At 62.1% G+C, this 26,526-nt stretch carries 27 protein-coding genes; 4 read left to right on the top strand and 23 right to left on the bottom strand.

The window, feature by feature from the left end; genetic code table 11:
• Positions 1–115: 115 nt before the first annotated feature.
• Genes NTD82_RS02220 through NTD82_RS02210 form a run of 3 tightly spaced genes read left to right on the top strand, consistent with a single transcriptional unit; the run spans position 116 to position 1,123 of the window.
• A complete protein-coding gene (locus NTD82_RS02220) occupies positions 116–373 on the top strand; it encodes a helix-turn-helix domain-containing protein (RefSeq protein WP_095157246.1) in 258 nt (85 codons plus the stop codon).
• Positions 374–387: 14 nt separating this feature from the next.
• Entirely contained in the window at positions 388–777 is a 390-nt protein-coding gene (locus tag NTD82_RS02215) for a head completion/stabilization protein (protein ID WP_262127609.1), read from the top strand.
• A complete protein-coding gene (locus NTD82_RS02210; protein ID WP_095157248.1) occupies positions 770–1,123 on the top strand; it encodes a putative holin in 354 nt (117 codons plus the stop codon). Before NTD82_RS02215 ends, NTD82_RS02210 begins: the two co-directional genes overlap by 8 nt.
• Before the next feature lie 9 nt (positions 1,124–1,132).
• On the opposite strand, the gene NTD82_RS02205 is transcribed toward NTD82_RS02210, so the two are convergent.
• Complete coding sequence (locus NTD82_RS02205; RefSeq protein WP_095157249.1) at positions 1,133–1,543, bottom strand: helix-turn-helix domain-containing protein; 411 nt, start codon at positions 1,541–1,543, stop codon at positions 1,133–1,135.
• A gap of 234 nt (positions 1,544–1,777) precedes the next feature.
• On the opposite strand from NTD82_RS02205, the gene NTD82_RS02200 reads away from it, so the two are divergent.
• Positions 1,778–2,056 carry an ogr/Delta-like zinc finger family protein gene (locus tag NTD82_RS02200; RefSeq protein ID WP_095157250.1) on the top strand — a complete coding sequence of 93 codons (279 nt, stop codon included), beginning with the start codon at positions 1,778–1,780 and terminating at the stop codon, positions 2,054–2,056.
• Between the two features lie 170 nt (positions 2,057–2,226).
• Here the strand turns inward: NTD82_RS02200 and nuoN are convergent, their stop codons facing one another.
• From nuoN to NTD82_RS02090, 22 genes are all read right to left on the bottom strand, one after another.
• Positions 2,227–3,696, bottom strand: a complete 1,470-nt coding sequence (gene nuoN, locus NTD82_RS02195; protein WP_095157251.1) for an NADH-quinone oxidoreductase subunit NuoN — start codon at positions 3,694–3,696, stop codon at positions 2,227–2,229.
• Positions 3,697–3,703: 7 nt separating this feature from the next.
• Positions 3,704–5,236, bottom strand: a complete 1,533-nt coding sequence (gene nuoM, locus NTD82_RS02190) for an NADH-quinone oxidoreductase subunit M (RefSeq protein WP_095157252.1) — start codon at positions 5,234–5,236, stop codon at positions 3,704–3,706.
• A gap of 39 nt (positions 5,237–5,275) precedes the next feature.
• Complete coding sequence (nuoL, locus tag NTD82_RS02185; protein WP_095157253.1) at positions 5,276–7,129, bottom strand: NADH-quinone oxidoreductase subunit L; 1,854 nt, start codon at positions 7,127–7,129, stop codon at positions 5,276–5,278.
• Entirely contained in the window at positions 7,126–7,434 is a 309-nt protein-coding gene (gene nuoK, locus NTD82_RS02180; RefSeq protein ID WP_042125487.1) for an NADH-quinone oxidoreductase subunit NuoK, read from the bottom strand. The genes nuoL and nuoK overlap by 4 nt, the downstream gene beginning before the upstream one ends.
• A 4-nt stretch (positions 7,435–7,438) precedes the next feature.
• Entirely contained in the window at positions 7,439–7,939 is a 501-nt protein-coding gene (gene nuoJ / locus NTD82_RS02175) for an NADH-quinone oxidoreductase subunit J (RefSeq protein WP_262127604.1), read from the bottom strand.
• Between the two features lie 9 nt (positions 7,940–7,948).
• Complete coding sequence (nuoI, locus tag NTD82_RS02170; RefSeq protein WP_095157255.1) at positions 7,949–8,497, bottom strand: NADH-quinone oxidoreductase subunit NuoI; 549 nt, start codon at positions 8,495–8,497, stop codon at positions 7,949–7,951.
• A gap of 11 nt (positions 8,498–8,508) precedes the next feature.
• Entirely contained in the window at positions 8,509–9,516 is a 1,008-nt protein-coding gene (nuoH, locus tag NTD82_RS02165; protein ID WP_095157257.1) for an NADH-quinone oxidoreductase subunit NuoH, read from the bottom strand.
• Complete coding sequence (gene nuoG, locus NTD82_RS02160) at positions 9,513–12,227, bottom strand: NADH-quinone oxidoreductase subunit NuoG (protein WP_095157259.1); 2,715 nt, start codon at positions 12,225–12,227, stop codon at positions 9,513–9,515. The genes nuoH and nuoG overlap by 4 nt, the downstream gene beginning before the upstream one ends.
• Positions 12,228–12,360: 133 nt before the next feature.
• The gene (nuoF, locus tag NTD82_RS02155) at positions 12,361–13,734 is read right to left on the bottom strand and encodes an NADH-quinone oxidoreductase subunit NuoF (protein ID WP_262127602.1); all 1,374 of its coding nucleotides are present in this window, start codon (positions 13,732–13,734) and stop codon (positions 12,361–12,363) included.
• Positions 13,731–14,228, bottom strand: coding sequence for an NADH-quinone oxidoreductase subunit NuoE (gene nuoE, locus NTD82_RS02150; protein ID WP_095157263.1), 498 nt, complete (start codon positions 14,226–14,228; stop codon positions 13,731–13,733). The genes nuoF and nuoE overlap by 4 nt, the downstream gene beginning before the upstream one ends.
• A gap of 2 nt (positions 14,229–14,230) precedes the next feature.
• On the bottom strand, positions 14,231–16,012 hold the full coding sequence (gene nuoC, locus NTD82_RS02145) for an NADH-quinone oxidoreductase subunit C/D (RefSeq protein ID WP_095157265.1): 1,782 nt from the start codon (positions 16,010–16,012) through the stop codon (positions 14,231–14,233).
• 77 nt (positions 16,013–16,089) lie between these two features.
• Complete coding sequence (locus NTD82_RS02140) at positions 16,090–16,767, bottom strand: NADH-quinone oxidoreductase subunit B (RefSeq protein ID WP_095157267.1); 678 nt, start codon at positions 16,765–16,767, stop codon at positions 16,090–16,092.
• A gap of 10 nt (positions 16,768–16,777) precedes the next feature.
• Positions 16,778–17,191 (bottom strand): NADH-quinone oxidoreductase subunit A, encoded by a 414-nt coding sequence (locus NTD82_RS02135; protein ID WP_095157269.1) that lies wholly within the window; start codon positions 17,189–17,191, stop codon positions 16,778–16,780.
• Between the two features lie 355 nt (positions 17,192–17,546).
• Entirely contained in the window at positions 17,547–18,218 is a 672-nt protein-coding gene (locus NTD82_RS02130; protein WP_262127601.1) for a lysoplasmalogenase, read from the bottom strand.
• Positions 18,219–18,363: 145 nt separating this feature from the next.
• Entirely contained in the window at positions 18,364–19,689 is a 1,326-nt protein-coding gene (aceA, locus tag NTD82_RS02125) for an isocitrate lyase (protein ID WP_095157271.1), read from the bottom strand.
• Between the two features lie 524 nt (positions 19,690–20,213).
• A complete protein-coding gene (locus NTD82_RS02120; RefSeq protein WP_262127599.1) occupies positions 20,214–20,978 on the bottom strand; it encodes a secretin N-terminal domain-containing protein in 765 nt (254 codons plus the stop codon).
• Between the two features lie 66 nt (positions 20,979–21,044).
• Positions 21,045–21,476, bottom strand: a complete 432-nt coding sequence (locus NTD82_RS02115) for a GNAT family N-acetyltransferase (RefSeq protein WP_095157273.1) — start codon at positions 21,474–21,476, stop codon at positions 21,045–21,047.
• Positions 21,469–22,635 carry a cupin domain-containing protein gene (locus NTD82_RS02110; RefSeq protein ID WP_095157274.1) on the bottom strand — a complete coding sequence of 389 codons (1,167 nt, stop codon included), beginning with the start codon at positions 22,633–22,635 and terminating at the stop codon, positions 21,469–21,471. The genes NTD82_RS02115 and NTD82_RS02110 overlap by 8 nt, the downstream gene beginning before the upstream one ends.
• Positions 22,636–22,717: 82 nt before the next feature.
• Positions 22,718–24,088 carry an adenylosuccinate lyase gene (gene purB, locus NTD82_RS02105; RefSeq protein ID WP_095157276.1) on the bottom strand — a complete coding sequence of 457 codons (1,371 nt, stop codon included), beginning with the start codon at positions 24,086–24,088 and terminating at the stop codon, positions 22,718–22,720.
• A 146-nt stretch (positions 24,089–24,234) separates the two neighbouring features.
• Positions 24,235–24,855 carry a high frequency lysogenization protein HflD gene (gene hflD, locus NTD82_RS02100; protein ID WP_095157278.1) on the bottom strand — a complete coding sequence of 207 codons (621 nt, stop codon included), beginning with the start codon at positions 24,853–24,855 and terminating at the stop codon, positions 24,235–24,237.
• Entirely contained in the window at positions 24,852–25,967 is a 1,116-nt protein-coding gene (mnmA, locus tag NTD82_RS02095; protein ID WP_095157280.1) for a tRNA 2-thiouridine(34) synthase MnmA, read from the bottom strand. Before mnmA ends, hflD begins: the two co-directional genes overlap by 4 nt.
• Before the next feature lie 69 nt (positions 25,968–26,036).
• Positions 26,037–26,477 (bottom strand): NUDIX hydrolase, encoded by a 441-nt coding sequence (locus NTD82_RS02090; protein ID WP_095157282.1) that lies wholly within the window; start codon positions 26,475–26,477, stop codon positions 26,037–26,039.
• Positions 26,478–26,526: the final 49 nt, after the last annotated feature.

Here is a 26,526-nt window from a genome sequence, read left to right as displayed (position 1 = left end):
TATGTAGTCGCGTTGGCTACATGTTGTGCGACTGGTCCGACACGGCGTCACCTTCGTATCGTTCCGGCATCGTCAATCGGCCCGCGAGATCAGGGCCACGTGCACGGAGAGAGACATGCCATCCGACCCTGTAACCCCGGCCCTGGCGGCCGCCGATCCACCGTCGTTGACCAAGCGAGAAGGGGAAGTGCTGTTCTGGTGTTCCTACGGAAAAACCTCGTGGGAAATTTCCAAAATTCTTGAATGCAAGGAATCGACCGTGAACTTTCATGTCGGCAACGTGCTGCGCAAGCTGTCCGTGCATTCGAGGGTGGCGGCAGTGATCAAGGCGCTGCGCTACGGCATCCTCAATCATCAGTCGGACCTTTCGTGAGCCAGGGAGTGGAAATGCAATCCAATGATTCCTGTCTCGCGGCCCACGCGGACAATCATCGTTATCTGGTGGCCAGCGATCCGTTCTGGCCAGCCATCGATCTGCGCTTGATCCGCGAGCAGTTGCAACTGCCCGCAGACATCGGCCACGCCCGCCTCGAAGTGGCGGCGCGGGTGGCTGCGTCGAGCGTGGTGAAGGAGTTTCTGTCGTGGCGCCAGGCCCTGCGCGGACGCGGCTACAAGATGCTGCTCGACCTGCCGGGTGATGGCAAGCGGCCCACCCTGGCGCAGCTTTACTGGCGTGCGGTGGCGGAAGCGACCCGGTTCGAGCTGGGCAAGCAGGTTACGGTCGTCGAATGCCCGCGCCGCCGCCTCAAGGCAGCAAAAGGGGAGCGCGATGAGTGATCCGACCTCGGCCAATCTTTCCAGTCTTTTCGTTGGGCTCGGGCTGGCCTCGGCCCTGCCGACGGTGGACGGTGACGTGGTGTTTGGCGCGCTGCTTGGCGCCTGGCTGGTCGCCAGTACCCGGGGTCTGCTGAAGGCCTGGCAGCGCATGGGCTCGCTGTTTCTGTCGGCGGGGGTTGGCTATCTCTTCACCCCGCTGATGCGTTCGATCGCGCCGTTTCTCTCTGGCGGTGAGGCCGCGTTCATCGGTGCGGTGGTGGTGATTCCGATTGTCATCAAAGTGATGATCTGGATCGACGGCGCGGACCTCCGCGAGATTATCCAGCGCTTGCGGGGTGGGAGTTGAGCGCGGCGGCTAGCTGTTGCGTTGCGGTAGCAGGCCGGCGATCTCCTCGACCTGCCGTTCCAGCTCGCGCAGGCGCTGCTTCTCTTGAATGGCCAGGGTGATGGCGTGCAGGTCGCTCGGTTCGAGCAGGCGCAACTGGGCGATCAGCTGGGTCTCCCACTCCGGGTCGATCGAGGTGTTTATCGCGTATTGGGCAGCGGTACGAAATTTCGGACCTTCGCCGACCAACAGCCAATCGAGGCAAACGCCATGTTTTTCGGCAAGGTCTACGCATATCGCGTAAGGGATGCTGTCGCGGCCTTTCCAGCTGCTGACGGTTTGCGGGCTTACGCCAAGTGCGGATGACAGGCCTGAATCGGTGGTTGACTGGGTCACGAGCTTCATTCTGGCAAGAACCGCAGCAAATCCATTAATACTCATAACGAGTAATCCTGTGGGGTGCTGATATAATGTTCGGCAAAAAAATATGCAAATCGCATTCTCTCTCTTTGCAACATCGAGCACTACTCGTTTGGGGAAATTAAATGTCGGAAGTTTCCATCATGAGAATAGGAAATTTCTCTGCTTGGGCGTTTTGAGCTTACAGGAGATTGGAATAGGAATGAATTACCGTCAGAACAGCGGAGTGTGCTGCCTCACATCGAGGGGGCTGCTGTGAGTACTTACAAGCTCGTATGCCCGCATTGCAAAAGCCGCATGCGTATCCGCACCAGCGAGGGCCGGCACATTTTCCTGCGGGTAGCCTACTTGCAGTGCACCACGGAAGCCTGCGGCTGGTCGGTACGGGCCGAATTCGAAATGACGCACGAGCTGTCCCCCAGCGGCATGCCCAACCCGGAAGTGCATCTGCCGCGTGCCGACAGTGAGTTGCGACGCGCGGCTTTCCCTGCACCCATGCCGGAAGGGACGGGCCAGGAGGGCATGAGCCTGTGATGCAGGTCGATTGACGGGGAAGGGATCTTCGTCGAAGGGGCACGCGGTCCCTGTCAGCCGGTGTCTGGCTGAAGCAGGATCTGGCGTGACGTTGCCAGGGAAGGAGGCAATCGTAATGTCGTGGAAAAAAAACACCCCGCCGAAGCGGGGTGTTTGTCTTTCCGGGGCTATCAGCCGACCAGTTGCAGGCCGGCGTGTTGCACCAGGTCCAGCAGCGGCTGCGGATAGACGCCGAGGACGAAGGCCAGGATCGCGATGGCCAGCAGCATGACGCCGCCGGTGCGCTGTTCCCAGTTCAGCGGTGCATCGTGACGACGCAGGTTCGGCTCGATCAGGAACAGGGTGACCATGACGCGCAGGTAATAGAACACGCCGATGGCGCTACCGATTACCAGGGCACCGACCAGCCACCACAGTTGCGACTCGACGCCGGTAGCGATGATGTAGAACTTGCCGATGAAGCCTGCGGTCAGCGGGATACCGGCCAGCGACAGCATCATCACAGTCAGCACTGCGGTCAGGTACGGACGGCGCCAGAACAGGCCGCGGTACTCGTACAGGGCGTCCGCGTCACGGCCGTTGTACGGCGAGGACATCAGGGTGATCACGCCGAAGGCGCCGAGGCTGGTGATCACGTAGGTGACCAGGTAGACGCCGATGGCTTCCACCGCCAGGCCCTTGCTGGCCACCAGGGCGATCAGCAGGTAACCGAAGTGGGCGATCGACGAGTAACCGAGCAGACGCTTGAGGTTGCTCTGGGTCAGGGCCAGCAGGTTACCGACCAGAATCGAGGCGACCGCGATCACCGACAGTACGGTGGTCAGCACGCCGCTGCTGGCAGCAGGGGAGAGCATGAACAGACGCACCACGACAGCGAACACGGCAACCTTCGACGCGGTGGCCAGGAAGGCCGCGACTGGTGCCGGAGCCCCTTCGTAGACGTCCGGGGTCCACAGGTGGAACGGCACCAGCGACAGCTTGAATGCCAGACCGACCAGCATCATGCCCAGGCCCAGTTGCGCGAGCAGGCTCGGCATGTTGGTGGCGGCCAGCGCCTTGCCGATGCCGTCGAAGCTCAGGCTGCCGGCATCGCTGTACAGCAGCGCCATACCGAACAACAGGAACGCGGAGCCTGCGGCCGAGAGCACCATGTACTTGATGCCGGCTTCCAGCGAGCGCTTGTTGAAGAAGGCATAGGCGACCAGGCCGTAGACCGGCACCGACAGCAGTTCCAGGCCGATGAACAGGCCCGCCAGGTGTTGCGCGCTGACCAGAACCAGACCGCCGAGCGCTGCCATCAGGATCAGCAGGTACAGTTCTTCGCGGTTGCCCGGGTAGCCTTTGCCGCCATCACCCAGATAAGCGTGGGCGAGGGTGACGCAGGCCAGGGTGGCGATGAGGATCAGCGCCATGTACAGGCAGGCGAACTTGTCGATGGTCAGCAGCGGGGTGACCGCCAGAGGAACGATCTTCAGGACCGGCAGGATCGACAGCAGGGCCAGGTTAAGGCCCACGGTCGACAGCAGGAAGGTTTGCGAGTGATTGCGGCGCCAGGCGATTGCCAGCATCACCACGACAACGGTGATGGTGGTAATCAGCAGCGGCGCAAGCGCGATAAAGTGTTGAATCGTCAGGTCCATAGCGCTCTTACCGGGCCGAAGCGAGTTGAGTGAAAGCGGTACCGAGCCACTGCTGCACACCGCTCATGGTGGCGGCAGAAGTGTCGAGGAACGGTTGCGGGTACACGCCCAGCAGGATCAGCAGGCCAGCCAGGCCCAGCACCATGATCAGTTCGCGGTTGTCCATGCCGGCCAGGACCTCGTCGGATTTCGACGGGCCGAAGTAGGCGCGGTGGATCATGATCAGCGAGTAGACCGAGCCAAACACCAGGCCGGAGGTGGCGATGACGGTGACCCACGGGGCACTGACGAAGCTGCCGATCAGGATCAGGAACTCGCCGACGAAGTTACCGGTGCCTGGCAGACCCAGCGACGCGGCCGCGAAGAACAGGCTGATGGCCGGCAGGTAGGCGATGCGGTGCCACAGGCCACCCATCTGGCGCATGTCACGGGTGTGCAGGCGCTCGTACAGTTGACCGCTGAGGATAAACAGCGCGGCAGCCGAAACACCGTGGGCCAGCATCTGGATCACCGCGCCTTGCAGGGCTTGCTGGCTGCCGGAGTAGATACCGATCAGCACGAAGCCCATGTGCGAAACGCTGGAGAAGGCGATCAGACGCTTGATGTCGGTCTGGGCGAATGCCAGGAACGCACCGTAGAAGATCCCGATCAGACCCAGGGTCATGGCGATCGGCGCGAACTCGGCCGAGGCGTTCGGGAACAGCGGCAGGGCGAAACGCAGCAGGCCGTAGGCCGCAGTCTTCAGCAGGATACCGGCGAGGTCCACGGAACCGGCGGTCGGTGCCTGGGCGTGAGCGTCAGGCAGCCAGGAGTGGAACGGCACCACCGGCAGCTTGACCGCGAAGGCGATGAAGAAGCCGAGCATCAGCAGGTATTCGGTGCCGGCCGGCAGGTCGGCTTTCAGCAACTGGGTGTAATCGAAGGTGATCACCCCGGTGTTGTTGAAATTGACCAGTACCAGACCGAGGATCGCCACCAGCATGATCAGGCCGCTGGCCTGGGTGAAGATGAAGAACTTGGTTGCTGCGTAGATCCGGGTCTTCTTGCCGTCGGAGGAGCTGTGACCCCAGAGCGCGATGAGGAAATACATCGGCACCAGCATCATTTCCCAGAAGAAGAAGAACAGGAACAGGTCCAGGGCCAGGAACACCCCGACCACGCCGCCGAGGATCCACATCAGGTTGAGGTGGAAGAAGCCGACGTGGCGCTGGATCTCTTTCCACGAGCAGAGTACCGAGAGCACACCGAGCAGGCCGGTGAGCAGGATCATCAGCAGCGACAGGCCGTCGAGGGCCAGGTGCAGGCTGATGCCGAAGCGCTCGATCCACAGCACTTTGAATTCAACCGCCCACTGCGGCGCGGCGCCGGGAGCGGGGGCGAGGGTGTAGTCCCCGTTGGCCCACAGCCAGAGGCCGATACCAAGCAGGAGGGACATGGTCAGCAGCGCGATCCAGCGCGGCAGGGTGGCGCCGAAGCGCTCACCCAGCCAGCACAGCAGGCCGCCGATAAAGGGGATCAGGATCAGCCAAGGCAAAATCATGACGGGCTCAATTCCTTTCGCAAAGTCGCAAGGTTCATATCAGACCGCAGCCATCAAAACGGCGCCGAGTACAAGGACGGCACCCACGGCGATCGAAGCGGTGTACCAGCGCAGCTGACCGGTTTCGGTTTTGCTCATGGCGGCGTGACCGCCCCGAGCCATACGCGGAATCAGGCCAATGCCGCGGTCAACCGGATCCTTGCGCAGGATGTGGCTGATCAACAGGTAAGGTTTGACGAACAGCTTGTCGTAGATCCAGTCGAAGCCCCAGGCGGCGAACCACCAGGCCGAGAGGACGCGGCCGATGCCGCTGTTGGCGATGGCGGTGACCAGGCGACGCTTGCCCAGGAACAGCACCGCGGCCAGCAGGATACCCGCGATGGCGATGGCGCCCGAGGCGATTTCCAGGCTGTGCTTGGCTTCGCCGCCGGCATGGCCAGCGCTTTCCGGCAGAACGCCGGCCAGTGGTGGATGGATCCAGGCACCGACGAAGGTCGACAGGACGATCAGCACGCTCAGTGGCAGCCAGTGCGAAATGCCGTGGCCGGCATGGGCTTCGGTCTTGGCTTCACCGTGGAAGGCGATGAAGATCAGGCGGAAGGTGTACAGCGAGGTCATGAACGCACCCACCAGGCCAGCGTACAGCAGACCGGTGTTACCGCTGGCGAAGGCTTCCCAGAGGATCTCGTCCTTGGAGTAGAAACCAACGGTGATCAGCGGCAAGGCGGCCAGCGCAGCGCCACCGACCACGAAGCTGGTGTAGGCCAGAGGCAGTTTCTTCCACAGGCCGCCCATCTTGAAGATGTTCTGCTCGTGGTGGCAGGCAACGATCACCGCACCGGAGGCGAGGAACAGCAGGGCCTTGAAGAAGGCGTGGGTCATCAGGTGGAAGATCGCCGCGTCCCAGGCACCGACGCCCAGGGCCAGGAACATGTAGCCGATCTGGCTCATGGTGGAGTAGGCGAGGATACGTTTGATGTCGGTCTGGACCAGCGCGGCGAAACCGGCCAGGACCAGGGTCACACCGCCGACCACGCCAACCAGGTGCAGTACATCCGGCGCCAGGGCGAACAGGCCGTGGGTACGGGCGATCAGGTAGACGCCTGCGGTCACCATGGTCGCGGCGTGGATCAGTGCCGAAACCGGGGTAGGACCGGCCATCGCGTCCGCCAGCCAGGTCTGCAGCGGCAGTTGCGCGGATTTACCGACGGCACCACCGAGCAGCATCAGGGTCGCCAGGACCATCCAGGTGTCGCCCGCCTGGAACTTCTGCGGCGCGAGCACCAGCAGTTCCTGCACGTTCAGGGTGCCGAGCTGCTGGAACAGGATGAACAGGCCGATGGCCATGAACACGTCGCCGATACGGGTGACGATGAAGGCCTTGAGTGCCGCGTTACCGTTGTTGCGGTTGCTGTAGTAGAAACCGATCAACAGGTACGAGCACAGGCCCACGCCTTCCCAACCGAAGTAGATGAACAGCAGGTTGTCGCCCAGGATCAGGAACAACATGCTGGCAATGAACAGGTTGGTGTAGGAGAAGAAGCGCGAGTAACCCGCTTCACCGCGCATGTACCAGGAGGCGAACAGGTGGATCAGGAAGCCGACGCCGACCACCACGCCCAGCATGGTGACCGACAGGCCATCCAGGTGCAGGGTGAAGGTAGGTGCGAAGCCGTCAACCGACATCCACTGCCACAGCAGTTGGCTGTACACGCCGCCTTCCGGTGGCGCGACGTTGAATTGCCAGATCACCCAGGCTGCGACGATCGCCGACAGACCGACCGAGCCGACACCGATCAGCGCCGACAGGTTCTCCGAGAAACGACCACGGGAGAACGACAGCAGCAGGAAGCCGATCAGGGGGAATACGAAAGTCAGAAAGAGAAGATTCATCCGCGCATCTCACTGGCTGCATCGATATCGAGAGTGTGGAAGCGGCGATACAGCTGCAGCAGGATCGCCAGGCCGATACTGGCCTCGGCGGCTGCCAGGCTGATCACCAGGATGAACATGATCTGTCCATCCGGCTGCGCCCAGCGGGCGCCAGCGACGATGAAGGCCAGTGCCGAGGCGTTCATCATGATTTCCAGACTCATCAGCACGAAGAGAATGTTGCGGCGGACCATCAGGCCGACCAGACCGAGGCAGAACAGAATGCCGGCGACGGCCAGGCCGTGTTCGAGTGGGATAGCAGGCATGTGATTACTCCTTCGCCTCGTTGCGGCCGAGGTGGAAAGCCGTTACCGCCGCGGCGAGCAGCAGCATGGAGGCCAGTTCCACTACCAGCAGGTAAGGACCAAACAGGCTGATGCCGACCGCCTTGGCGTCGACGGTGGTATGACCGATGGCAGCACCGCTCTGGTTGCTGAACAGCACATACAGCAGTTCGAGCAGCAGCAGCGTGCCGAGGACCACGGGGCCGGTCCAGATGCCGGGCTTGAGCCAGCCGCGTTCCTGGGCGACCGAAGCCGGACCCAGGTTGAGCATCATCACCACGAAGACGAACAGCACCATAATGGCGCCAGCGTAGGCGATCACTTCCAGCGCGCCGGCAAACGGAGCGCCGAGGGCGAAGAAGGTCATCGCCACGGAGATCAGCGAAATGATCAGGTAGAGCAGGGCGTGCACGGGGTTGGTGTTGGTGATCACCCGAAGGGTGGACACCACAGCGACACCGGATGCGAAATAGAAAGCGAATTCCATCTTTCTTCCTTAAGGGAGCAAGCTCTTCACGTTGATCGGCTCGGCTTCGTTCTGCGCGGAGCCTTTCGGCTTGCCGGCAACCGCCATACCTGCAACACGGTAGAAGTTGTAATCAGGGTTCTTGCCTGGTCCGGCGATCAGCAGATCTTCCTTCTCGTACACCAGGTCCTGACGTTTGAACTCGGCCATTTCGAAATCCGGCGTGAGCTGGATCGCGGTGGTCGGGCAGGCTTCCTCGCAGAGGCCGCAGAAAATGCAGCGCGAGAAGTTGATGCGGAAGAACTCCGGATACCAGCGTCCGTCTTCCGTTTCGGCTTTCTGCAGCGAGATGCAACCGACCGGGCAGGCCACGGCACACAGGTTGCACGCTACGCAGCGCTCTTCGCCATCGGGGTCGCGGGTCAGCACGATACGGCCACGGTAGCGTGGCGGCAGGTAGACCGCTTCTTCCGGGTATTGCAGGGTGTCGCGTTTGCGGAACCCGTGGGAGAACACCATTACCAGGCTGCGCAGCTGGGTGCCGGTGCCCTTAACGATGTCGCCAATATATTTGAACATGGGTCAAATCCTCACTGGGCCGCAACAGCTGGCGTGTTGAGCAACACGAGCGCAGCGGTCACCAGCAAATTGATCAAGGTCAGCGGCAGGCAGAACTTCCAGCTGAAGTCCATCACCTGGTCATAGCGTGGGCGCGGGATGGAGGCGCGCAGCAGGATGAACAGCATGATGAAGAAGCCGGTTTTCAGGGCGAACCAGATGAACGGGATCTGCGGCAGGATGCCGAACGGACCGTGCCAGCCACCGAAGAACAGGGTTACCAGCAGCGCCGAGATCAGGATGATGCCGATGTACTCACCCACGAAGAACATGCCCCATTTCATGCCGGCGTATTCAATGTGGTAACCGTCGGCCAGTTCCTGTTCCGCTTCCGGCTGGTCGAACGGGTGACGGTGAGTCACGGCGACGCCAGCGATGAAGAAGGTACAGAAGCCGAAGAACTGCGGAATGATGAACCACAGGTTCTGCGCCTGGTAGTCGACGATGTCGCGCATGTTGAACGAGCCGACCTGGGCCACGATGCCCATCAGCGCCAGGCCCATGAACACTTCATAGGACACGGTCTGGGCCGAGGCGCGCAGGCTGCCGAGCAAGGCGTACTTGTTGTTCGACGACCAGCCGGCGAACAGTACGGCGTACACCGACAGGCCGGCCATGGCGAAGAAGAACAGCAGGCCGATGTTCAGGTCCGCGACACCCCAGGTCGGGGTGATCGGGATGATCGCGAAGGCAATCAGCAGCGCGCTCATGGCCACGACCGGCGCCAGGGTGAAGATCATCTTGTCGACGAAGGGCGGATTCCAGTCTTCCTTGAAGAACATCTTCAGCATGTCGGCAGCGATCTGGAACATGCCGAACGGGCCGACGCGGTTCGGACCGTAGCGGTCCTGCCACCAGCCCAGCAGGCGCCGCTCGACGAAGCTGAGCAGCGCACCGCAGACCACCACCGCCAGCAAGACCACGACGGCCTTGACGACGGTAATGATCACATCGATCACTTCGGGGGTGAACCAGGTCATTGTGCTGCCTCCTGCAGGCCTTCGACGGATGCACCGAAGATGGCTGGCGGGATACCGGCCAGGCCTTTCGGCAGCGCAACCAGGCCAACGCCCAGTTCTTCATTGATGCGCAGCGGCAGACGCAGGGTCTGACCCGCGACGTTCAGGCTGAGCAGGGCGCCTTCGTTGACACCCAGGCGGTCGGCTTCGGCCTTGGCCAGTGCGACGTAGGCTTGCGGGATGCGCTCTTGCACCGGTGCTGCACGGGACGAACTCTCCTCGCTGCCGAACAGGTGGTAGAACGGCACGACCTGCCAGGTGCCGCGGGCCGGGGCGAAGGCGCCCGGAACGCTGGCGAACCAGTTCAGGCGATCACCCTGGGACTCGATCAGGCGAGTACCCGGGTCACCGGCACGCAGGTGGCCACCGACCTCGTCCTGGAACTTGTTCCAGGCTTGCGGCGAGTTCCAGCCCGGCGACCAGGCGAACGGCACTTGCGAACGCGGCTCGGCCGAGCCCGAGTAACCTTCCATGGAGAAGGCGAAGGCGGTGTCCTTGTCCTGCGGGGTACGCGGTTCGTGCACGCTGATGTTGGCGCGCATGGCGGTACGACCGGAGTAGCGCAGCGGTTCGCGGGCGAGCTTCATGCCCTTGATGCGGAACGCGGCGGACGGTGCGGCGTTGACGATGCCGGCCAGTTGCGGGGTGACACTGGCGCAGGCGCTGGTGACGTGGTCCAGTTGGGTCCAGTCCACCGGCTGGTTCAGCAGGGTCGCACGCAGGGCGTGCATCCAGCGCCAGCCTTCGTGAACCAGGATGCTGCTGTCCAGGTAGGTCGGATCGAAGACCTGGAAGAAGCGCTGGGCACGGCCTTCCTGGCTGACCAGAGTACCGTCGCCTTCGGCGAAGGAGGCGGCTGGCAGCACCAGGTGGGCGCGGTCGGTGGTCGGGGTCTTGGAGTGATCGGCAACGATGATCACTTTGGCAGCGGCGAACGCGGCGTCGACCTTGGCGGCCGGGACGCGGCTGTACAGGTCGTTTTCCAGCACGACGATGGCGTCGGCCTTGCCCGAGATCACCGCGTCCAGCGCGGCATCCACCGAGTCACCACCGAACATGGCCATCCCGATGCTGTTGGCTTCCGGCACCACCAGGCTCAGGGAGCCGGCCTTGTCGCGCAGCTTGAGGGCCTTGGCGATGTTGGCGGCAGCTTCGATCAGCGCCTTGGAACCCAGCGAACCACCGGAAACGATCAGCGGACGCTTGGCGGCGACCAGGGCATCGGCGATGCGCTTGGCCAGTTCCAGTGCGTCGGCGTCCAGGCCTTCGACGGCCGGGGCGCTTGGATCGATGGCGTGGGCCACGGCGAAGCCGAGGCGCGCCAGGTCGGCGGGCGCTGCGTGAACGCATTCTTCGGCGACGTCATCCAGCTTGGTTTCGGCCAGGCTGGCGATGAACAGCGGGTACAGGGCGTGCTGGCCGATGTTCTTCACCGCGGCGTCGAGCCATGGCTGGACTTTCATCGACTCGGCCATGGCCTCGGCCTTGCCCTTGGTAGCCTGACGCACGGACAGGGCGACGCGGGCAGCGGTCTGGGTCAGGTCTTCACCGAGGACGAACACGGCGTCGTGGTCTTCGATCTCGCGCAGGGTCGGTACTGGCAGCGGGCTGTCGTTGAGCACCTGCAGAACCAGGCGCACGCGCTCCAGTTCAGCGGCTTCCATACCCGAATAGAAGTACTCGGCACCGACCAGCTCGCGCAGGCCGTAGTTGCTTTCCAGGCTGGCGCGTGGCGAACCGATACCGACGATGGTGCGGCCGCGCAACAGATCGGCGGCCTGGTCGAGGGCAGCGTCCACGCTCAGCTTGGAGCCGTCGGCCAGCAGTGGCTGGCGTGGGCGATCGGTACGGTTGACATAGCCGTAGCCGAAGCGGCCGCGGTCGCAGAGGAAATACTGGTTGACCGAACCGTTGAAGCGGTTCTCGATCCGGCGCAGTTCGCCGTAACGCTCACCCGGGCTGATGTTGCAGCCGCTGGAGCAGCCATGGCAGATGCTCGGGGCGAACTGCATGTCCCATTTGCGGTTGTAGCGCTCGGAGTGGGTCTTGTCGGTGAATACACCGGTAGGGCAGACCTCGGTCAGGTTGCCGGAGAATTCGCTCTCCAGGGTACCGTCTTCGACACGGCCGAAGTACACGTTGTCGTGCGCGCCATAGACGCCCAGATCGGTGCCGCCGGCGTAGTCCTTGTAGTAACGCACGCAGCGATAGCAGGCGATGCAGCGGTTCATCTCGTGAGCGATGAACGGGCCGAGTTCCTGGTTCTGGTGGGTACGCTTGGTGAAACGGTAGCGGCGCTCGTTGTGGCCGGTCATGACCGTCATGTCTTGCAGGTGGCAGTGACCGCCTTCCTCGCAGACCGGGCAGTCGTGCGGGTGGTTGGTCATCAGCCATTCGACGACGCTGGCGCGGAACGCCTTGGACTCATCGTCTTCGATGGAAATCCAGGTGCCGTCGGAGGCGGGGGTCATGCAGGACATGACGATACGACCACGGGTGTCGTTCTCGTCGTTGTACTGCTTGACCGCACACTGCCGGCAGGCGCCGACGCTGCCGAGCGCCGGGTGCCAGCAGAAATAAGGGATGTCGAGGCCGAGCGACAGACAAGCCTGTAACAGGTTGTCCGCACCGTTGACTTCGAGCGCTTTGCCGTCTACGTGGATAGTGGCCATGGTTCAAAGTTCTTCGTTGGCCCGCGTGTGCGGGCGTGGCTAATGGAAATCGGTGTGCCCGCGGCTCGCGCGACAATGGTCGGGCGAGCCTGCGAGGCTGGCGGATGGCACGGACCATCCGCGTTTCATCTTGTTATGCGCCAACCACGATCGGGGCCGGGATTGGCTTGGCCAGGTTCGGGCTCAGGGCGGCGCTGCCAGGGGCGGCGACACCGGCCTCGAACTCGTGGCGGAAGTATTTGATGGCACTGCCCAGCGGCTCGACGGCGCCCGGTGCATGAGCGCAGAAGGTGCGGCCAGGGCCGAGGAAGTTGACCAGGCCCAGCAGGGTCTCGATATCGCTCTGCTGGCCCTGGCCCTTCTCGAGGGCGCGCAGCATCTTCACGCTCCATGGCAGGCCGTCGCGGCACGGAGTGCACCAGCCGCAGGATTCGCGGGCGAAGAACTCTTCCATGTTGCGCAGCAGCGAGACCATGTTGACGCTGTCGTCCACCGCCATGGCCAGGCCAGTACCCATCCGGGTGCCCACCTTGGCGATGCCGCCGGCATACATCTGCGCATCCAGGTGCTCGGGAAGCAGGAAGCCGGTACCGGCGCCGCCTGGCTGCCAGCACTTGAGCTTGAAGCCATCGCGCATGCCACCGGCGTAGTCTTCGAACAGCTCGCGGGCGGTGACGCCGAATGGCAGTTCCCACAGACCCGGGTTCTTCACCTTGCCGGAGAAGCCCATCAGCTTGGTGCCGTGGTCTTCGCTGCCTTCGCGTGCCAGCGACTTGTACCAGTCAACGCCGTTGCCAACGATGGCCGGCACGTTGCACAGGGTTTCGACGTTGTTCACGCAAGTCGGCTTGCCCCAGACGCCAACGGCGGCAGGGAAGGGCGGCTTGGAACGCGGGTTGGCGCGACGGCCTTCCAGCGAGTTGATCAGCGCGGTCTCTTCGCCACAGATGTAGCGACCGGCGCCGGTGTGGACGAACAGCTCGAAATCGAAGCCGCTGCCGAGGATGTTCTTGCCCAGCAGGCCAGCGGCCTTGGCTTCATCGATGGCGCGGTTCAGGTTGCGTGCGGCGGTGGTGTATTCGCCGCGCAGGAAGATGTAGCCACGGTAGGCCTTGAGGGCGCGGGCGCTGATCAGCATGCCCTCGACCAGCAGATGGGGCTGTTGCTCCATCAGCATGCGGTCCTTCCAGGTGTTCGGCTCCATTTCGTCCGCGTTGCACAGCAGGTAGCGGATGTTCATGGATTCGTCTTTGGGCATCAGGCCCCATTTGACGCCGGTGGGGAAGCCCGCACCGCCACGGCCCTTGAGGCCGGAGTCCTTCACGGTCTGGACGATATCGTCCTGGGACATCTGCGCCAGTGCCTTGCGGGCGGCGGCATAGCCGTTCTTGGCCTGGTACTCGTCAAGCCAGACCGGCTCGCCGTCGTCACGCAGGCGCCAGGTCAGTGGGTGGGTCTCGGCGCTGCGCGCGATGCGGTTGGCCGGGCCGAAGGAAGTGATGGTCATGCGTAACCCTCCAGCAGTTTGGCTACACCGGTCGGCTGAACGTCGCCGAAGGTGTCGTCATCGATCATCAGGGCCGGGGCCTTGTCGCAGTTGCCCAGGCAGCATACCGGCAGCAGGGTGAAACGACCGTCCGGGGTAGTCTGGCCGAGGCCGATGCCCAGTTCGCTCTGAATCTGGCCGACCACGGACTCGTGGCCACCGATGTAGCAGACCATGCTGTCGCAGACGCGGATGATGTGGCGTCCGACCGGCTGGCGGAAGATCTGGCTGTAGAAGGTGGCCACGCCTTCGACGTCGCTGGCCGGGATGCCGAGGATTTCGCCGATGGCATAGATGGCGCCGTCAGGCACCCAGCCACGTTGCTTCTGGACGATCTTCAGAGCTTCGATGGACGCCGCGCGCGGGTCCTCGTAGTGATGCATTTCGTGCTCGATGGCCGAGCGCTCGGTTTCGCTCAGGGCGAAACGGTCAGTCTGGATAAGCGTGCTGTTCATGCTTAGCGGTCCACGTCAGCCATAACGAAGTCGATACTGCCCAGGTACGCGATCAGGTCCGCGACCATGCTGCCGCGGATCACCGACGGGATCTGCTGCAGGTGCGGATAGCTCGGGGTACGAATCCGGGTGCGGTAGCTCATGGTGCCGCCATCGCTCGTCAGGTAATAACTGTTGATGCCCTTGGTCGCCTCGATCATCTGGAAGGACTCGTTGGCCGGCATGACCGGGCCCCACGAAACCTGCAGGAAGTGGGTGATCAGGGTTTCGATGTGCTGCAGGGTGCGCTCTTTCGGCGGCGGCGTGGTCAGCGGGTGATCCGCCTTGTACGGGCCTTCCGGCATGTTGCGCATGCACTGGTCGATGATGCGGATACTCTGGCGCATCTCTTCGACACGGACCATGCAGCGATCGTAGGCATCGCCGTTGTGGGCCAGCGGTACTTCGAACTCGAAGTTCTCGTAGCCGGAGTAAGGACGGGCCTTGCGCAGGTCGAAGTCCAGGCCGGTGGAACGCAGGCCGGCGCCGGTGACGCCCCATTCCAGCGCTTCCTTGGTGTTGTACTGGGCAACACCGATGGTACGGCCTTTGAGGATACTGTTCTGCAGGGCAGCCTTGGTGTACTCGTCGAGGCGCTTTGGCAGCCATTCGACGAAGTCTTTCACCAGTTTGTCCCAGCCGCGCGGCAGGTCATGGGCGACGCCACCGATGCGGTACCAGGCCGGGTGCAGACGGAAACCGGTGATGGCTTCGATCACGGTGTAGGCGCGCTGGCGGTCGGTGAAGGTGAAGAACACCGGGGTCATGGCGCCGACGTCCTGGATATAGGTACCCAGGAACAGCAGGTGGCTGGTGATCCGGAAGAACTCGGCCAGCATGATGCGGATGGTGTCGACCTTTTGCGGCACCTGGATGCCCGCCAGCTTCTCGACGGCCAGTACGTACGGCAGGTTGTTCATCACCCCGCCGAGGTAGTCGATACGGTCGGTGTAGGGAATGAAGCTGTGCCAGGACTGGCGCTCGGCCATCTTCTCGGCACCACGGTGGTGGTAGCCGATGTCCGGGACGCAGTCGACGATCTCTTCACCGTCCAGTTGCAGGACGATACGGAACGCACCGTGGGCGGACGGGTGGTTGGGGCCGAGGTTGAGGAACATGTAGTCCTCGTTCGCGCCCTGACGTTTCATGCCCCAGGCTTCCGGGTTGAAGCGCGCGGCTTCTTCCTCGAGCTGTTGCTTGGCGAGGTTCAGGGTGAACGGGTCGAACTCGGTGGCGCGCGCCGGGAAGTCCTTGCGCAGCGGGTGACCTTCCCAGGTCGGCGGCATCATGATGCGGGTCAGGTGCGGGTGGCCGGCAAAGTCGATGCCGAACATGTCCCAGACTTCACGCTCGTACCAGTTGGCGTTTGGCCAGATGCCGGTCACGGTCGGAAGGTTCAGGTCATTTTCGTTCAGCGCGACCTTGATCATCACGTCGCTGTTTCGTTCTACCGAGAGCAGGTGGTAGAAAACGCTGAAGTCGGCGCCAGGCAGGCCGCGACGCTGGGTGCGCAGGCGCTCGTCCACGCCGTGCAGGTCATACAGCATGCTGTACGGCTTGGGCACGTTGCGCAGGAAGGTGAGTACTTCGATCAGTTTGGCGCGGGCAACCCACAGCACCGGCATGCCGGTACGGGTCTCCTGGGCGGTGAACGCCTCGGGGCCAAAACGATTGTTCAGTTCGACGACCACATCCTGGTCGTCAGCCTTGTAAGGCGGAATATAAATAGCGGTGTCCGCGGTCATGGTCTCGGTCGCTTTCGGTCAACGTAGAGAATGAAGCCAGGCCGCCTGGTCTTGTGAACAGGCAGCGGTTCGCTGGATCAGACTTCGTCGGGGCTGCGCAGGTTGGTGACCTGCATGCGCTGTTCACGACGCAGCTCTTTCTGCGCTGGCATTTCGGCGCGATACACGCCTTGGTCGCCAACGACCCAGGAAAGAGGGCGACGCTCCTTGCCAATCGATTCCTGCAACAGCATCAAGCCTTGCAGGAATGCTTCAGGGCGAGGCGGGCAGCCAGGCACGTAGACATCCACGGGGAGGAACTTGTCGACCCCCTGAACGACCGAGTAAATGTCGTACATGCCACCGGAGTTGGCACACGAACCCATGGAAATGACCCATTTCGGCTCGAGCATCTGCTCGTAAAGACGCTGGATGATGGGTGCCATCTTGATGAAGCAGGTGCCAGCGATGACCATGAAGTCGGCCTGGCGCGGTGATGCCCGGATAACTTCAGCGCCGAAACGGGCGATGTCGTGCGGCGCGGTAAACGCCGTGGTCATCTCCACGTAGCAGCAGGACAGGCCGAAGTTGTAGGGCCACAGGGAGTTCTTGCGACCCCAGTTGACCGCACCACTGAGCACATCTTCGAGCTTGCCCATGAAGATGTTCTTGTGGACCTGGTCCTCTAGCAGCGAATCGGAGACGGTTTCCCGGTCTCCGATTGGATACTGCTCGTTGGGCGCATCCGGATCGATTCTGGTGAGATTGTATTGCATTGCCAAAGCCTCATTGTTTCAGCTTCGCTTGCCGCTTGCGACGACCCACGGGAGCCCAATCGAGCGCCCCGACCCGCCAAAGGTAGACAAGACCTGCCAACAGAATTGCTATGAAAACGAGAGCTTCGACGAATCCGGTCCAGCCGCTTTCGCGAATCGACACAGACCATGCAAAGAGAAAGAGGGCTTCGATATCGAAGATCACGAACAGCATCGCGACCAGATAGAATTTTGCCGAAAGGCGCAGGCGGGCACCGCCAGTGGGCAGCATGCCGGACTCGAAGGGTTCGTTCTTGCTACGGCCCCATGCCTTGCTACCGAGCAGGCTGGACAGACCGAGCATGAAGGCGCAGAGGCCGACGACACCCAAAAGGAAAATGGCAAAGCCCCAGTTGTGGGCGATGAGTCCAGTCGAATCGGGCATGCTGAAAATCCTTAACAGAGCACGTAGTCTCTGAGCTTGAAAAGAAGTAGAGCAGTGACGATATGTCGCAGCGAAATCTATCGCGCTGATTTTATGGGTAAACCTGGTGCAAGTAAAATTTCTGCTGCAAATTTATTCGTAGCATTAAGAACAAAAATCTTTCCCGACTCGCTCCAGGCCCCGTAATACGGGGATTGTCCCTTGTTTCGTTAATTATGTTTCTTTCGAGGCGTAATGAATTGCAAGTTTCGTAATGATAATTAATATCATTTGAAGGTCTGTTGTTATTCCTACTGTTCAAGTCAACTACAAAGTTCATCGACTGTTTGCCTGCAAGTTATTGGTATCCCTTGTTCTAGACGCTTTTTCCGACCGGGGTCGGGGCTTGGGTCAACGCTTCGCTGGATTGTGCCGATTGCGCGTGTCGCGCCGACAGTGCAATGGCCCACTGACCAAGCCAGTAGAACAGGATGATCAGGTACGGCGCGGCGGCGAAGGCGCTGACGAAGCGATCGATGCCGATCAGGCTGTCCGACAGCACGAAGCTCATGGCGCCAAACGCTGCGACGCCGCCACAGGCCAGCGCCCGCCAAAGCATGGCGCTGATGGTCAGGGCGTAGAGCGCCACCGGGATGAACAGCCCGCCCAGGCCGTGATAGGCCAGCAGGCCGAACAAACCTGCGCCGCAGAGGGCCGCCAGCAGCAGGGCGCCGAAGGCCGGCGCGCGGGTTCTGTGGAGATAGGCCCAGAGGTAGGCCAGGTGCGCGCAGAGAAACGCCGCCAGGCCTGCAACGAACAGATCGCCCGGCCACGCCAGGGCTATGTCGCCGATGATCGAGAAGCCCAGGCCGAGCATGATTCGCTGGCGATAGGGTGTGGCTGGCGCGGTGGTCAACCAGAGCAGCAGTATCAGTACCGGAATCGGCTTGGCCGCCAGGGCGAGCCAGAGGTCGGCGCTGGACACTGCATATAAATAGAAGGCGCCGCTGAACAGCGCGAGGGCGCAAAGGGTCACGGAGCGGGGCATGGCCGGTCCTTGTTGTTGGCGTGCGTCCAAGCATAGTCGAAGGATCGCTGGGCATCCGGTTGCCGGATACGCAAAGAACAAGGCCCGGAACCCCATCACAGGTCCCGGGCCTTGCGTGTCACCCGAACATCAACAGCCGATCAGATCAGTGGAACTGCTCTTCTTCGGTGGAACCGGTCAGCGCGGTAACCGAAGACTTGCCACCCTGGATCACAGTGGTCATGTCGTCGAAGTAGCCGGTGCCCACTTCCTGCTGGTGCGCAACGAAGGTGTAGCCTTTCGATGCGTCAGCGAATTCCTGCTCTTGCAGCTTCACGTAGGCGGTCATGTCGTTGCGGGCGTAGTCGTGCGCCAGGTTGAACATGCCGTGCCACATGTTGTGGATGCCGGCCAGGGTGATGAACTGGTGCTTGTAGCCCATTGCCGACAGTTCGCGCTGGAACTTGGCGATGGTTGCGTCGTCCAGGTTCTTCTTCCAGTTGAAGGAAGGCGAGCAGTTGTAGGACAGGATCTGGTCCGGGTATTCCTTCTTGATCGCTTCGGCGAAGCGACGAGCCTCGTCCAGGTCTGGCTTGGCGGTTTCGCACCAGATCAGGTCGGCGTAAGGCGCATAGGCCAGGCCGCGAGCGATGGCTTGGTCCAGGCCGGCACGTACTTTGTAGAAGCCTTCCTGGGTACGCTCGCCGATCACGAACGGTTGGTCGTACGGGTCGCAGTCGCTGGTCAGCAGGTCAGCGGCGTTGGCGTCGGTACGGGCCAGGATGATGGTCGGTACGCCGGCAACGTCGGCCGCCAGACGGGCAGCGCTCAGCTTTTGAACGGCTTCCTGGGTCGGAACCAGAACCTTGCCGCCCATGTGGCCGCATTTCTTCACGGAAGCCAGTTGATCTTCGAAGTGAACGCCGGCAGCGCCTGCTTCGATCATGTTCTTCATCAGTTCGTAGGCGTTCAGTACGCCGCCGAAACCGGCTTCAGCGTCAGCCACGATTGGTGCGAAGTAATCGATGTAGCCGTCATCGCCTGGGTTCTTGCCGGCTTTCCACTGGATCTGGTCGGCGCGACGGAACGAGTTGTTGATGCGCTTGACCACAGTTGGAACCGAATCCACCGGGTACAGCGACTGGTCTGGGTACATGGACTCGGCCGAGTTGTTATCGGCAGCCACTTGCCAGCCGGACAGGTAGATAGCCTGGATGCCGGCCTTGACCTGTTGAACAGCCTGGCCGCCGGTCAGGGCGCCCATGCAGTTGACGAAATCTTTTTCAGGGCGGAAGGACGGGTGGGCGCCCTTGGTGACCAGGTTCCACAGTTTTTCCGCACCCATGCGGGCCAGGGTGTGCTCTGGCTGAACGGAACCACGCAGACGGACGACATCGGCAGCGGTGTAGGTACGGGTCACGCCTTTCCAGCGCGGGTTCTCGGCCCAGTCTTTTTCGAGGGCTGCAATTTGCTGTTCGCGTGTCAGTGCCATGGAAATAAGCCTCGTCGCATAGGTCTTGTGAAAAATGTTCGCTCTGTCGGCTGCGCTGTTGATACAGGGGCAGCACCGAATGCTCGCTGGTCAGAGGACGCTGGCGACTCAGTCTAGTCTGGCGAAGTTACGACGTTGAACGATGGTGCTCGAAAAGGGGAAGTGAGCAGGTGCTGGCGGACTGTCGGGCAGGTTGGCTCGTGGTTGCCGTGCTACGTCGATCAGGTTTTGCCATGTACCGTTGATGCGCTTCCGTCCCTCGGGACAACTTCGTTCCAGTCGCAATCTCGTCAAACCGCCTTGTGGGCTGTACAGACACGGACTCGGCTCAGGTGGGTAGGTTAGAGCGCGATCCGAAGGCCCTTGCCAGGGCCCCTGATTAGCGGGAGCGGGGCCATCATGCCTCTGCGATTTGAGGTCGTCAAATGTTTTGTAGTGGTTTTTTCACTCCACTACATCTTTGGTCTAATACGACTCATCAGTCAGTTTCAAGGCCGTTGGTCGAGGCCTTGATTTCCGTGGCTTCAGTCCAATGCGTCGACTTTTACCCGCAAAGTCATGTTTTCACCCCGTTGAGTCGAGTAGCTCAGGGTCGAGGCAGAGCGGTCGGCCTGACTTTGAGCATTCACACCCGCCAACGTGATCCACTCACCCAGCTTGCCGGTGACCTTTGTGTCGGTACTTTGTACTTTCACTACATCGGGACGTTCCTGGCTCGTCCGGTCATTGTTGGTGCTGATGTTCAGGTGAACGGTATCGCCGGAGACGCTGGCGGTGACGTAGAAGCCTTGCGTGACGTTGCGGTACTCGGTCTGGCTTTGCACGCGACCGTAATTGTCGGTCTGCGTGCTGGTAATGGGGACGCTCTGGCCAACCTGGATCAGCGCGGGGGTGCCTTCGCTGGCCTGGATCTGCTGCAGTCCGCCTTCGCGGTTGGCGGTGCCATAGCGGATGATCCGCGCATTGCCGCGGTTGTCCTGGAAATTGCTGTCGTTGTTGTCGACGCTGATCAGCAGACGTTTCGGCGCGGTGTCCAGATCGCGAAGAAGGGTGCGAAGTTCGTCGATCTTGCCGGGTTCGGCTTTGACGATCAGCTTGTTCTCGAAACTGCTGACGGTGCCGTCCTTGCCGAGAAAGGCTTGCGCGGCGGGCAGCATTTCCGCGCTGGTGCGGTGGTTCAGGGGCAGGACTTCGGTGGCAGCCAGCGCATTCAGGCTGAGCGACAGAAGCAGGGAGGCGAGCAGGGGGCGTAGCGGCATGTCCATGATCTCCGCGGGTGGAGTGGACATGATGGCAAAGTTTCCGGGGGTTGTGTGCGGGTCCATCGCGCCGAACTGTCGCGATGGACCCGTGAGTTACACCGCTTTCGAATCGCGAACCATGTCGACGTGAGGAATCCCCGCTTCCAGGAACTCTTCACTGACCACGCGGAAACCCAGGCGCTCATAGAACGCCGTGGCATGGACCTGGGCGGTCAGCATCTGCTGGCTCAGGTCGCGGTCCTGCGCTTCGACGATGGCGGCTTGCATCAGCGCATCGCCGACTTTCAGTCCGCGCCAGTCCTTGAGCACCGACACGCGACCGATCTGCCCGTCCAGCAGCAGGCGGGCGGTGCCGATGGCGTAGTCGTCTTCGACGGCGAGGAAATGGATGGCATCGTTGTCGTCCGAATCCCATTCCAGCTCTGGCGGAACGTTCTGCTCGGCAATGAACACGGCTTCGCGAATCCTGCGGATATCAGCGTTGTCCTTGTTCCAGTCGGCAAGCCGCACCTTGATCTTATTCATTGGCAAACCCCAGGCTTCCTTGCTTGATCAGCTCGCAGATCAGTTCCAGGCTGGCTTCGTCACCGAGCCATTGCGCCAGGTTCTCGGCGTGCAGGGCGTCGGCCGAGCAGATCAGCTTCAGCAGCTCGCGCAATTCGCCCGGCAGCAGGCGGCTCTGGCCGCTGGCGAACAGCAGCAGGTTGTCGTCGACTTCCGACCAGGCCATGCGTGCGCTTGGGTTGCGGATAATGATCGCGCCCTGTTCCAGGCTGTCGATCAGTTCTTCTTCGCTCAGCGCTTCGCCGGCGACCATTTCCGGGTAGCGCGGTTCGGTCATGAACTGGCCGAACCAGGTCAGCAGCAGGCGCTCGTCGCCCATGTGCTCGTTGAGCAGGCTCTTCAGGCGACCGAGTGCGTCGTGCTGGATCTGATGCGGGTCGCTGACTGGCTGGGCATCGGCGTCGCTGTAGCGTTCTTCGTCGGTCAGGAACTGGCTGAGGAAGTCGGTGAAGTGAGTCAGCACTTCAGCGGCGCTCGGGGCGCGGAAGCCTACCGAGTACGTCAGACAGTTGTCTTCGGCGACGCCGTAGTGGGCCAGGCGCGGCGGCAGGTAAAGCATGTCACCCGGCTCAAGGCTCCATTCGTCGCTTTGCTCGAAGTCGGCGAGGATGCGCAGGTCGGGGTGTTCCAGCAGCGGGCTGTCGCTGTTGCACATCTGTCCGACTTTCCAGTTGCGCTTGCCGTGCCCTTGCAGCAGGAACACATCGTAGTTGTCGAAGTGCGGGCCGACGCTGCCGCCAGGCGTGGCGAAGCTGATCATCACATCGTCGATGCGCCAGCTCGGCAGGAAGCGGAAGTGCTCCAGCAGCTCGGCGACTTCCGGGACGAACTGGTCGACGGATTGCACGAGCAGGGTCCAGTCGCGCTCGGGCAGGGTGCCGAAGGTTTCTTCGGTAAACGGGCCGCGGCGCAGTTCCCACGGGGTCTCGCCATGCTCGATGACAATGCGCGATTCGACTTCTTCTTCCAGTGCGAGGCCGGCCAGTTCGTCAGCGTCGATCGGGCTTTCGAAGTCGGTGAACGCCTGGCGCACCAGCAGCGGTTTCTTCTGCCAGTAATCGCGCATGAATTCGCGAGCAGTCAAACCGCCCAAAAGTTGCAGTGGAGTATCAGAATTCATGGTTAACCTATTGAAAAAAAGTAAATTTCTTTCAGCAATAAAAACGCCCGGCTCGGCCGGGCGTTAAAACGCGGGAAATGGATCAGATGCGTTTGGCTTGCGCCGCAGCGTTGCCGATGTAGTTGGCAGGGGTCAGCTTCTTCAGCTCTTCGCGAGCTTCGGCTGGCATGTCCAGGCCATCGATGAAGGTCAGCAGCGCCTCTGGGCTGATGCCTTTGCCACGGGTCAGCTCCTTGAGCTTCTCGTAGGGGTTCTCGATGTTGTAGCGGCGCATCACGGTCTGGATCGGCTCGGCCAGGACTTCCCAGCAGGCGTCCAGGTCTTCGGCGATGCGTGCGGTGTTGATCTCCAGCTTGCTGATGCCTTTGAGACTGGCCTCGTAGGCGATCACGCTGTGGGCAAAGCCGACACCGAGGTTGCGCAGTACGGTGGAGTCGGTCAGGTCGCGCTGCCAGCGGGAAATTGGCAGTTTGCTGGCCAGGTGCTGGAACAGCGCGTTGGCGATGCCCAGGTTGCCTTCGGAGTTCTCGAAGTCGATTGGGTTGACCTTGTGCGGCATGGTCGAGGAGCCGATTTCACCTGCGATGGTCTTCTGTTTGAAGTAGCCCAGCGAGATGTAGCCCCAGATGTCACGGTCGAAGTCGATCAGGATGGTGTTGAAGCGCGCGATGGCGTCGAACAGCTCGGCGATGTAGTCGTGCGGCTCGATCTGGGTGGTGTAAGGGTTGAACACCAGGCCCAGCTCGTCTTCGATGAAGGCGCGGGCGTTGGCTTCCCAGTCGATCTGCGGGTAGGCCGACAGGTGGGCGTTGTAGTTGCCCACGGCGCCGTTGATCTTGCCCATCAGCGGGACGGCGGCAACTTGCGCGATCTGCCGCTCGAGGCGGTAGACGACGTTGGCCAGCTCTTTGCCCAGGGTGGTCGGCGAGGCCGGTTGGCCGTGGGTGCGCGACAGCATCGGCACGTCGGCGAAGCGGTGGGCCAGTTCACGCAGGGATTCGGCGATCTGGCGCATCAGCGGCAGCAGCACGGTATCGCGGCCTTCGCGCAGCATCAGGGCGTGGGACAGGTTGTTGATGTCCTCGCTGGTGCAGGCGAAGTGGATGAACTCGCTGACCTTGGCCAGTTCCGGCAGCTTGGCCGCCTGCTCTTTGAGCAGGTATTCGATGGCCTTGACGTCGTGGTTGGTGGTGCGCTCGATCTCTTTGACGCGCTCGGCGTGCTCAAGGGCGAACTCATCGGCCAGGCCATTGAGTACGGCGTTGGCTTCGGCGGAGAACGCTGGAACCTCGGCGATTTGCGGGTGGGCGGCCAGGCGCTGCAACCAGCGAACTTCGACCAGGGCGCGGAAACGGACCAGGCCGTATTCGCTGAAAATGGGGCGCAGGGCCTGGGTTTTGCCGGCGTAGCGGCCGTCTACAGGGGAAACCGCAGTGAGCGAGGAGAGCTGCATGGGGTGTTCTCGGACAGTCAGGCTTTGAAAAGGGCGCATATCATACATGAAAAATGCCCCCGGGTCGGGTGGCTGACAAAAGGTATTGCCGGCCGGATCGTGTATTTCGCTGGGTCGGCGCGGGCTTCGCGCCGACCTTTTACGTCTTAGCCGCGCAGCATCGGGTACAGCTCGCTGAGCAGCTTGCGCCGGCTGAAAACCAGCTGCCAGCGATGGCCGCCAAGCTGACGCCAGAGGCGCGCGGCGCGAATGCCGGCGAGCAGCAGGGCGCGAATTTTCGACGCATTGTTCGGTTGTTGCAGGTGGCGCATGTCGCCATGCACCTGGATGCGTTGGCGCAGGGTACTCAACGTATCCTGATACAGCGCGCCGCTGGAGGCGATGACGTTTTCGTGAACCAGGCCGAAATGCTCGGCCTGGGACTGGATCTGCGGCAAGCGGTTGCCGATGGTTTCCAGCATGTCGCCGCGCTTGGCCAGTTGCCGCTCCAGGCCGAGCATCGACAGGGCATAGCGCAGCGGTTCGCGCTGCAGGCTGCCGGGATCGCGTTCCAGGGCGCTGGCGAGGGCGCGATAGCCATCGCGCAGATTGATGTCATCGCCGCCGAACACCTCCAGGGTGTCCTTCGGGTCGCGCACCAGCAGGCTGCCGAGCATGCAGCCGATATTGGCCTCGCTGGCCGAACCGGTGCGGGCGATGCGGTCAACCAGCACTGCGGCCTGGAAAACTCCGCCAAGGGCGATCAGTTGCTCCTGGGTCGGGCTCATCCGCGGGCGCTCCACGGCTCGGCGGTTTCGATCACGCCGCCGCCGAGGCAGATTTCGCCGTCGTAGAACACCACGGACTGGCCGGGCGTCACGGCGCGCTGAGGTTCGTCGAACACGGCGCGGTAGCCGTTCTCGGTGCGCTCCAGGGTGCAGTCCTGATCGCTCTGGCGGTAACGGACCTTGGCGGTCAGGCGGCGTGGCGCGGACAGATCGATCGGATTGACCCAGAAGATTTCCGAGGCGAGCAGGGCGCGGGAGAACAGCCATGGGTGTTCATTGCCTTGGCCGACCACCAGCACGTTGCGGCCGAGGTCTTTTTCCAGCACGTACCAAGGCTCGTCGCCGGCGTCTTTCAGGCCGCCGATGCCGAGACCCTGGCGCTGGCCGATGGTGTGGTACATCAGGCCGTGGTGCTGGCCGATGACTTCGCCGTCGGTGGTCTGGATCTCGCCGGGCTGGGCCGGCAGGTATTGCTTGAGAAAATCGCTGAAGCGACGTTCGCCAATGAAGCAGATACCGGTGGAATCTTTCTTCTTGGCCGTGGCCAGGCCGTGTTTTTCGGCAATTGCACGGACTTCGGGTTTTTCCAGTTCGCCGACCGGGAACAGGGTGCGGGCGATCTGCTCGCCGCCGACGGCGTGGAGGAAGTAGCTCTGGTCCTTGTTCGGGTCCAGGCCCTTGAGCAGTTCGGTGCGTCCGTCGATGTCGCGGCGGCGCACGTAGTGGCCGGTGGCGATCAGGTCGGCGCCGAGGGCCAGGGCGTAGTCCAGAAAGGCTTTGAACTTGATTTCGCGGTTGCAGAGTATGTCCGGGTTCGGCGTGCGGCCGGCCTTGTATTCCTCGAGGAAGTGCTCGAAGACGTTGTCCCAGTACTCCGCGGCGAAGTTGGCGGTGTGCAGCTTGATACCGATGCGGTCGCACACGGCCTGGGCGTCGGCCAGGTCTTCGCGGGCGGTGCAATACTCGGTGCCATCGTCCTCTTCCCAGTTCTTCATGAACAGGCCTTCCACCTGGTAGCCCTGCTCCATCAGCAGGAGGGCGGAAACGGAAGAGTCCACGCCGCCGGACATGCCGACGATGACGCGTGCCTTTTGGAGAGCTGGTTCGGACATAGGTATGGGTGCGTATCTGGAAAAAGACGACGATTCTATCAGGCTGCGTCCTTCAAGGCGAAAACCTGCTCAGTTGCGGATCAGCTCAAGGCTGTGCAAAGGCCCCGCCAGGTAGTCCTCGATGCAGCGCGGGACCAGCTCGCTGCGCCAGCGCTCGGGGTCCGCGGCCAGTTCTTCCGGGGTCATCCACACTGCGCGGACGATATCGCTGTCCAGGGCGCGATCGGCATGGTGCTTGACAGGGCGGGCGGCGAAGCAGATTCGCTGGTAGGTCACGCCGTTGCTGGGGGCGGTATAGAGGTAGATGCCGACCAGTCCGGTCAGCTCGACGTCCCAGGCGGTCTCTTCGAGGGTTTCGCGCAGGGCGGCTTCAAGCAGGGTTTCGTTGGCTTCGAGGTGGCCGGCGGGCTGGTTGAACACGTGCTTGCCGGCCTTGAATTCTTCGACCAGCAGGAAGCGGCCCTGGTCTTCGACGATGGTGGCGACGGTGATATGGGGTTGCCAGGTCATGAAAGGTTCCTGTGTGGCGAGCGCAGAAAGCAGAAGCCCCGGTGCGTGG

The organism is Pseudomonas sp. 5P_5.1_Bac1, assembly GCF_025466015.1.
In the GTDB taxonomy this organism is placed as follows: Bacteria; Pseudomonadota; Gammaproteobacteria; order Pseudomonadales; family Pseudomonadaceae; genus Aquipseudomonas.
The sequence above is the reverse complement of the archived record's forward strand: the minus strand, read 5'-3'. Positions and strand labels throughout refer to the sequence as shown.

Excerpts from the sequence above, each read along its gene's own strand:
- NTD82_RS02220 (WP_095157246.1), top strand. The coding sequence starts at position 116 with ATGCCATCCGACCCTGTAACCCCGGCCCTGGCGGCCGCCGATCCACCG.
- NTD82_RS02215 (WP_262127609.1), top strand. The coding sequence starts at position 388 with ATGCAATCCAATGATTCCTGTCTCGCGGCCCACGCGGACAATCATCGT.
- NTD82_RS02210 (WP_095157248.1), top strand. The coding sequence starts at position 770 with ATGAGTGATCCGACCTCGGCCAATCTTTCCAGTCTTTTCGTTGGGCTC.
- NTD82_RS02205 (WP_095157249.1), bottom strand. The coding sequence starts at position 1,543 with ATGAGTATTAATGGATTTGCTGCGGTTCTTGCCAGAATGAAGCTCGTG.
- nuoN (WP_095157251.1), bottom strand. The coding sequence starts at position 3,696 with ATGGACCTGACGATTCAACACTTTATCGCGCTTGCGCCGCTGCTGATT.
- nuoM (WP_095157252.1), bottom strand. The coding sequence starts at position 5,236 with ATGATTTTGCCTTGGCTGATCCTGATCCCCTTTATCGGCGGCCTGCTG.
- nuoL (WP_095157253.1), bottom strand. The coding sequence starts at position 7,129 with ATGAATCTTCTCTTTCTGACTTTCGTATTCCCCCTGATCGGCTTCCTG.
- nuoK (WP_042125487.1), bottom strand. The coding sequence starts at position 7,434 with ATGCCTGCTATCCCACTCGAACACGGCCTGGCCGTCGCCGGCATTCTG.
- nuoJ (WP_262127604.1), bottom strand. The coding sequence starts at position 7,939 with ATGGAATTCGCTTTCTATTTCGCATCCGGTGTCGCTGTGGTGTCCACC.
- nuoI (WP_095157255.1), bottom strand. The coding sequence starts at position 8,497 with ATGTTCAAATATATTGGCGACATCGTTAAGGGCACCGGCACCCAGCTG.
- nuoH (WP_095157257.1), bottom strand. The coding sequence starts at position 9,516 with ATGACCTGGTTCACCCCCGAAGTGATCGATGTGATCATTACCGTCGTC.
- nuoG (WP_095157259.1), bottom strand. The coding sequence starts at position 12,227 with ATGGCCACTATCCACGTAGACGGCAAAGCGCTCGAAGTCAACGGTGCG.
- nuoF (WP_262127602.1), bottom strand. The coding sequence starts at position 13,734 with ATGACCATCACTTCCTTCGGCCCGGCCAACCGCATCGCGCGCAGCGCC.
- nuoE (WP_095157263.1), bottom strand. The coding sequence starts at position 14,228 with ATGAACAGCACGCTTATCCAGACTGACCGTTTCGCCCTGAGCGAAACC.
- nuoC (WP_095157265.1), bottom strand. The coding sequence starts at position 16,012 with ATGACCGCGGACACCGCTATTTATATTCCGCCTTACAAGGCTGACGAC.
- NTD82_RS02140 (WP_095157267.1), bottom strand. The coding sequence starts at position 16,767 with ATGCAATACAATCTCACCAGAATCGATCCGGATGCGCCCAACGAGCAG.
- NTD82_RS02135 (WP_095157269.1), bottom strand. The coding sequence starts at position 17,191 with ATGCCCGATTCGACTGGACTCATCGCCCACAACTGGGGCTTTGCCATT.
- NTD82_RS02130 (WP_262127601.1), bottom strand. The coding sequence starts at position 18,218 with ATGCCCCGCTCCGTGACCCTTTGCGCCCTCGCGCTGTTCAGCGGCGCC.
- aceA (WP_095157271.1), bottom strand. The coding sequence starts at position 19,689 with ATGGCACTGACACGCGAACAGCAAATTGCAGCCCTCGAAAAAGACTGG.
- NTD82_RS02120 (WP_262127599.1), bottom strand. The coding sequence starts at position 20,978 with ATGTCCACTCCACCCGCGGAGATCATGGACATGCCGCTACGCCCCCTG.
- NTD82_RS02115 (WP_095157273.1), bottom strand. The coding sequence starts at position 21,476 with ATGAATAAGATCAAGGTGCGGCTTGCCGACTGGAACAAGGACAACGCT.
- NTD82_RS02110 (WP_095157274.1), bottom strand. The coding sequence starts at position 22,635 with ATGAATTCTGATACTCCACTGCAACTTTTGGGCGGTTTGACTGCTCGC.
- purB (WP_095157276.1), bottom strand. The coding sequence starts at position 24,088 with ATGCAGCTCTCCTCGCTCACTGCGGTTTCCCCTGTAGACGGCCGCTAC.
- hflD (WP_095157278.1), bottom strand. The coding sequence starts at position 24,855 with ATGAGCCCGACCCAGGAGCAACTGATCGCCCTTGGCGGAGTTTTCCAG.
- mnmA (WP_095157280.1), bottom strand. The coding sequence starts at position 25,967 with ATGTCCGAACCAGCTCTCCAAAAGGCACGCGTCATCGTCGGCATGTCC.
- NTD82_RS02090 (WP_095157282.1), bottom strand. The coding sequence starts at position 26,477 with ATGACCTGGCAACCCCATATCACCGTCGCCACCATCGTCGAAGACCAG.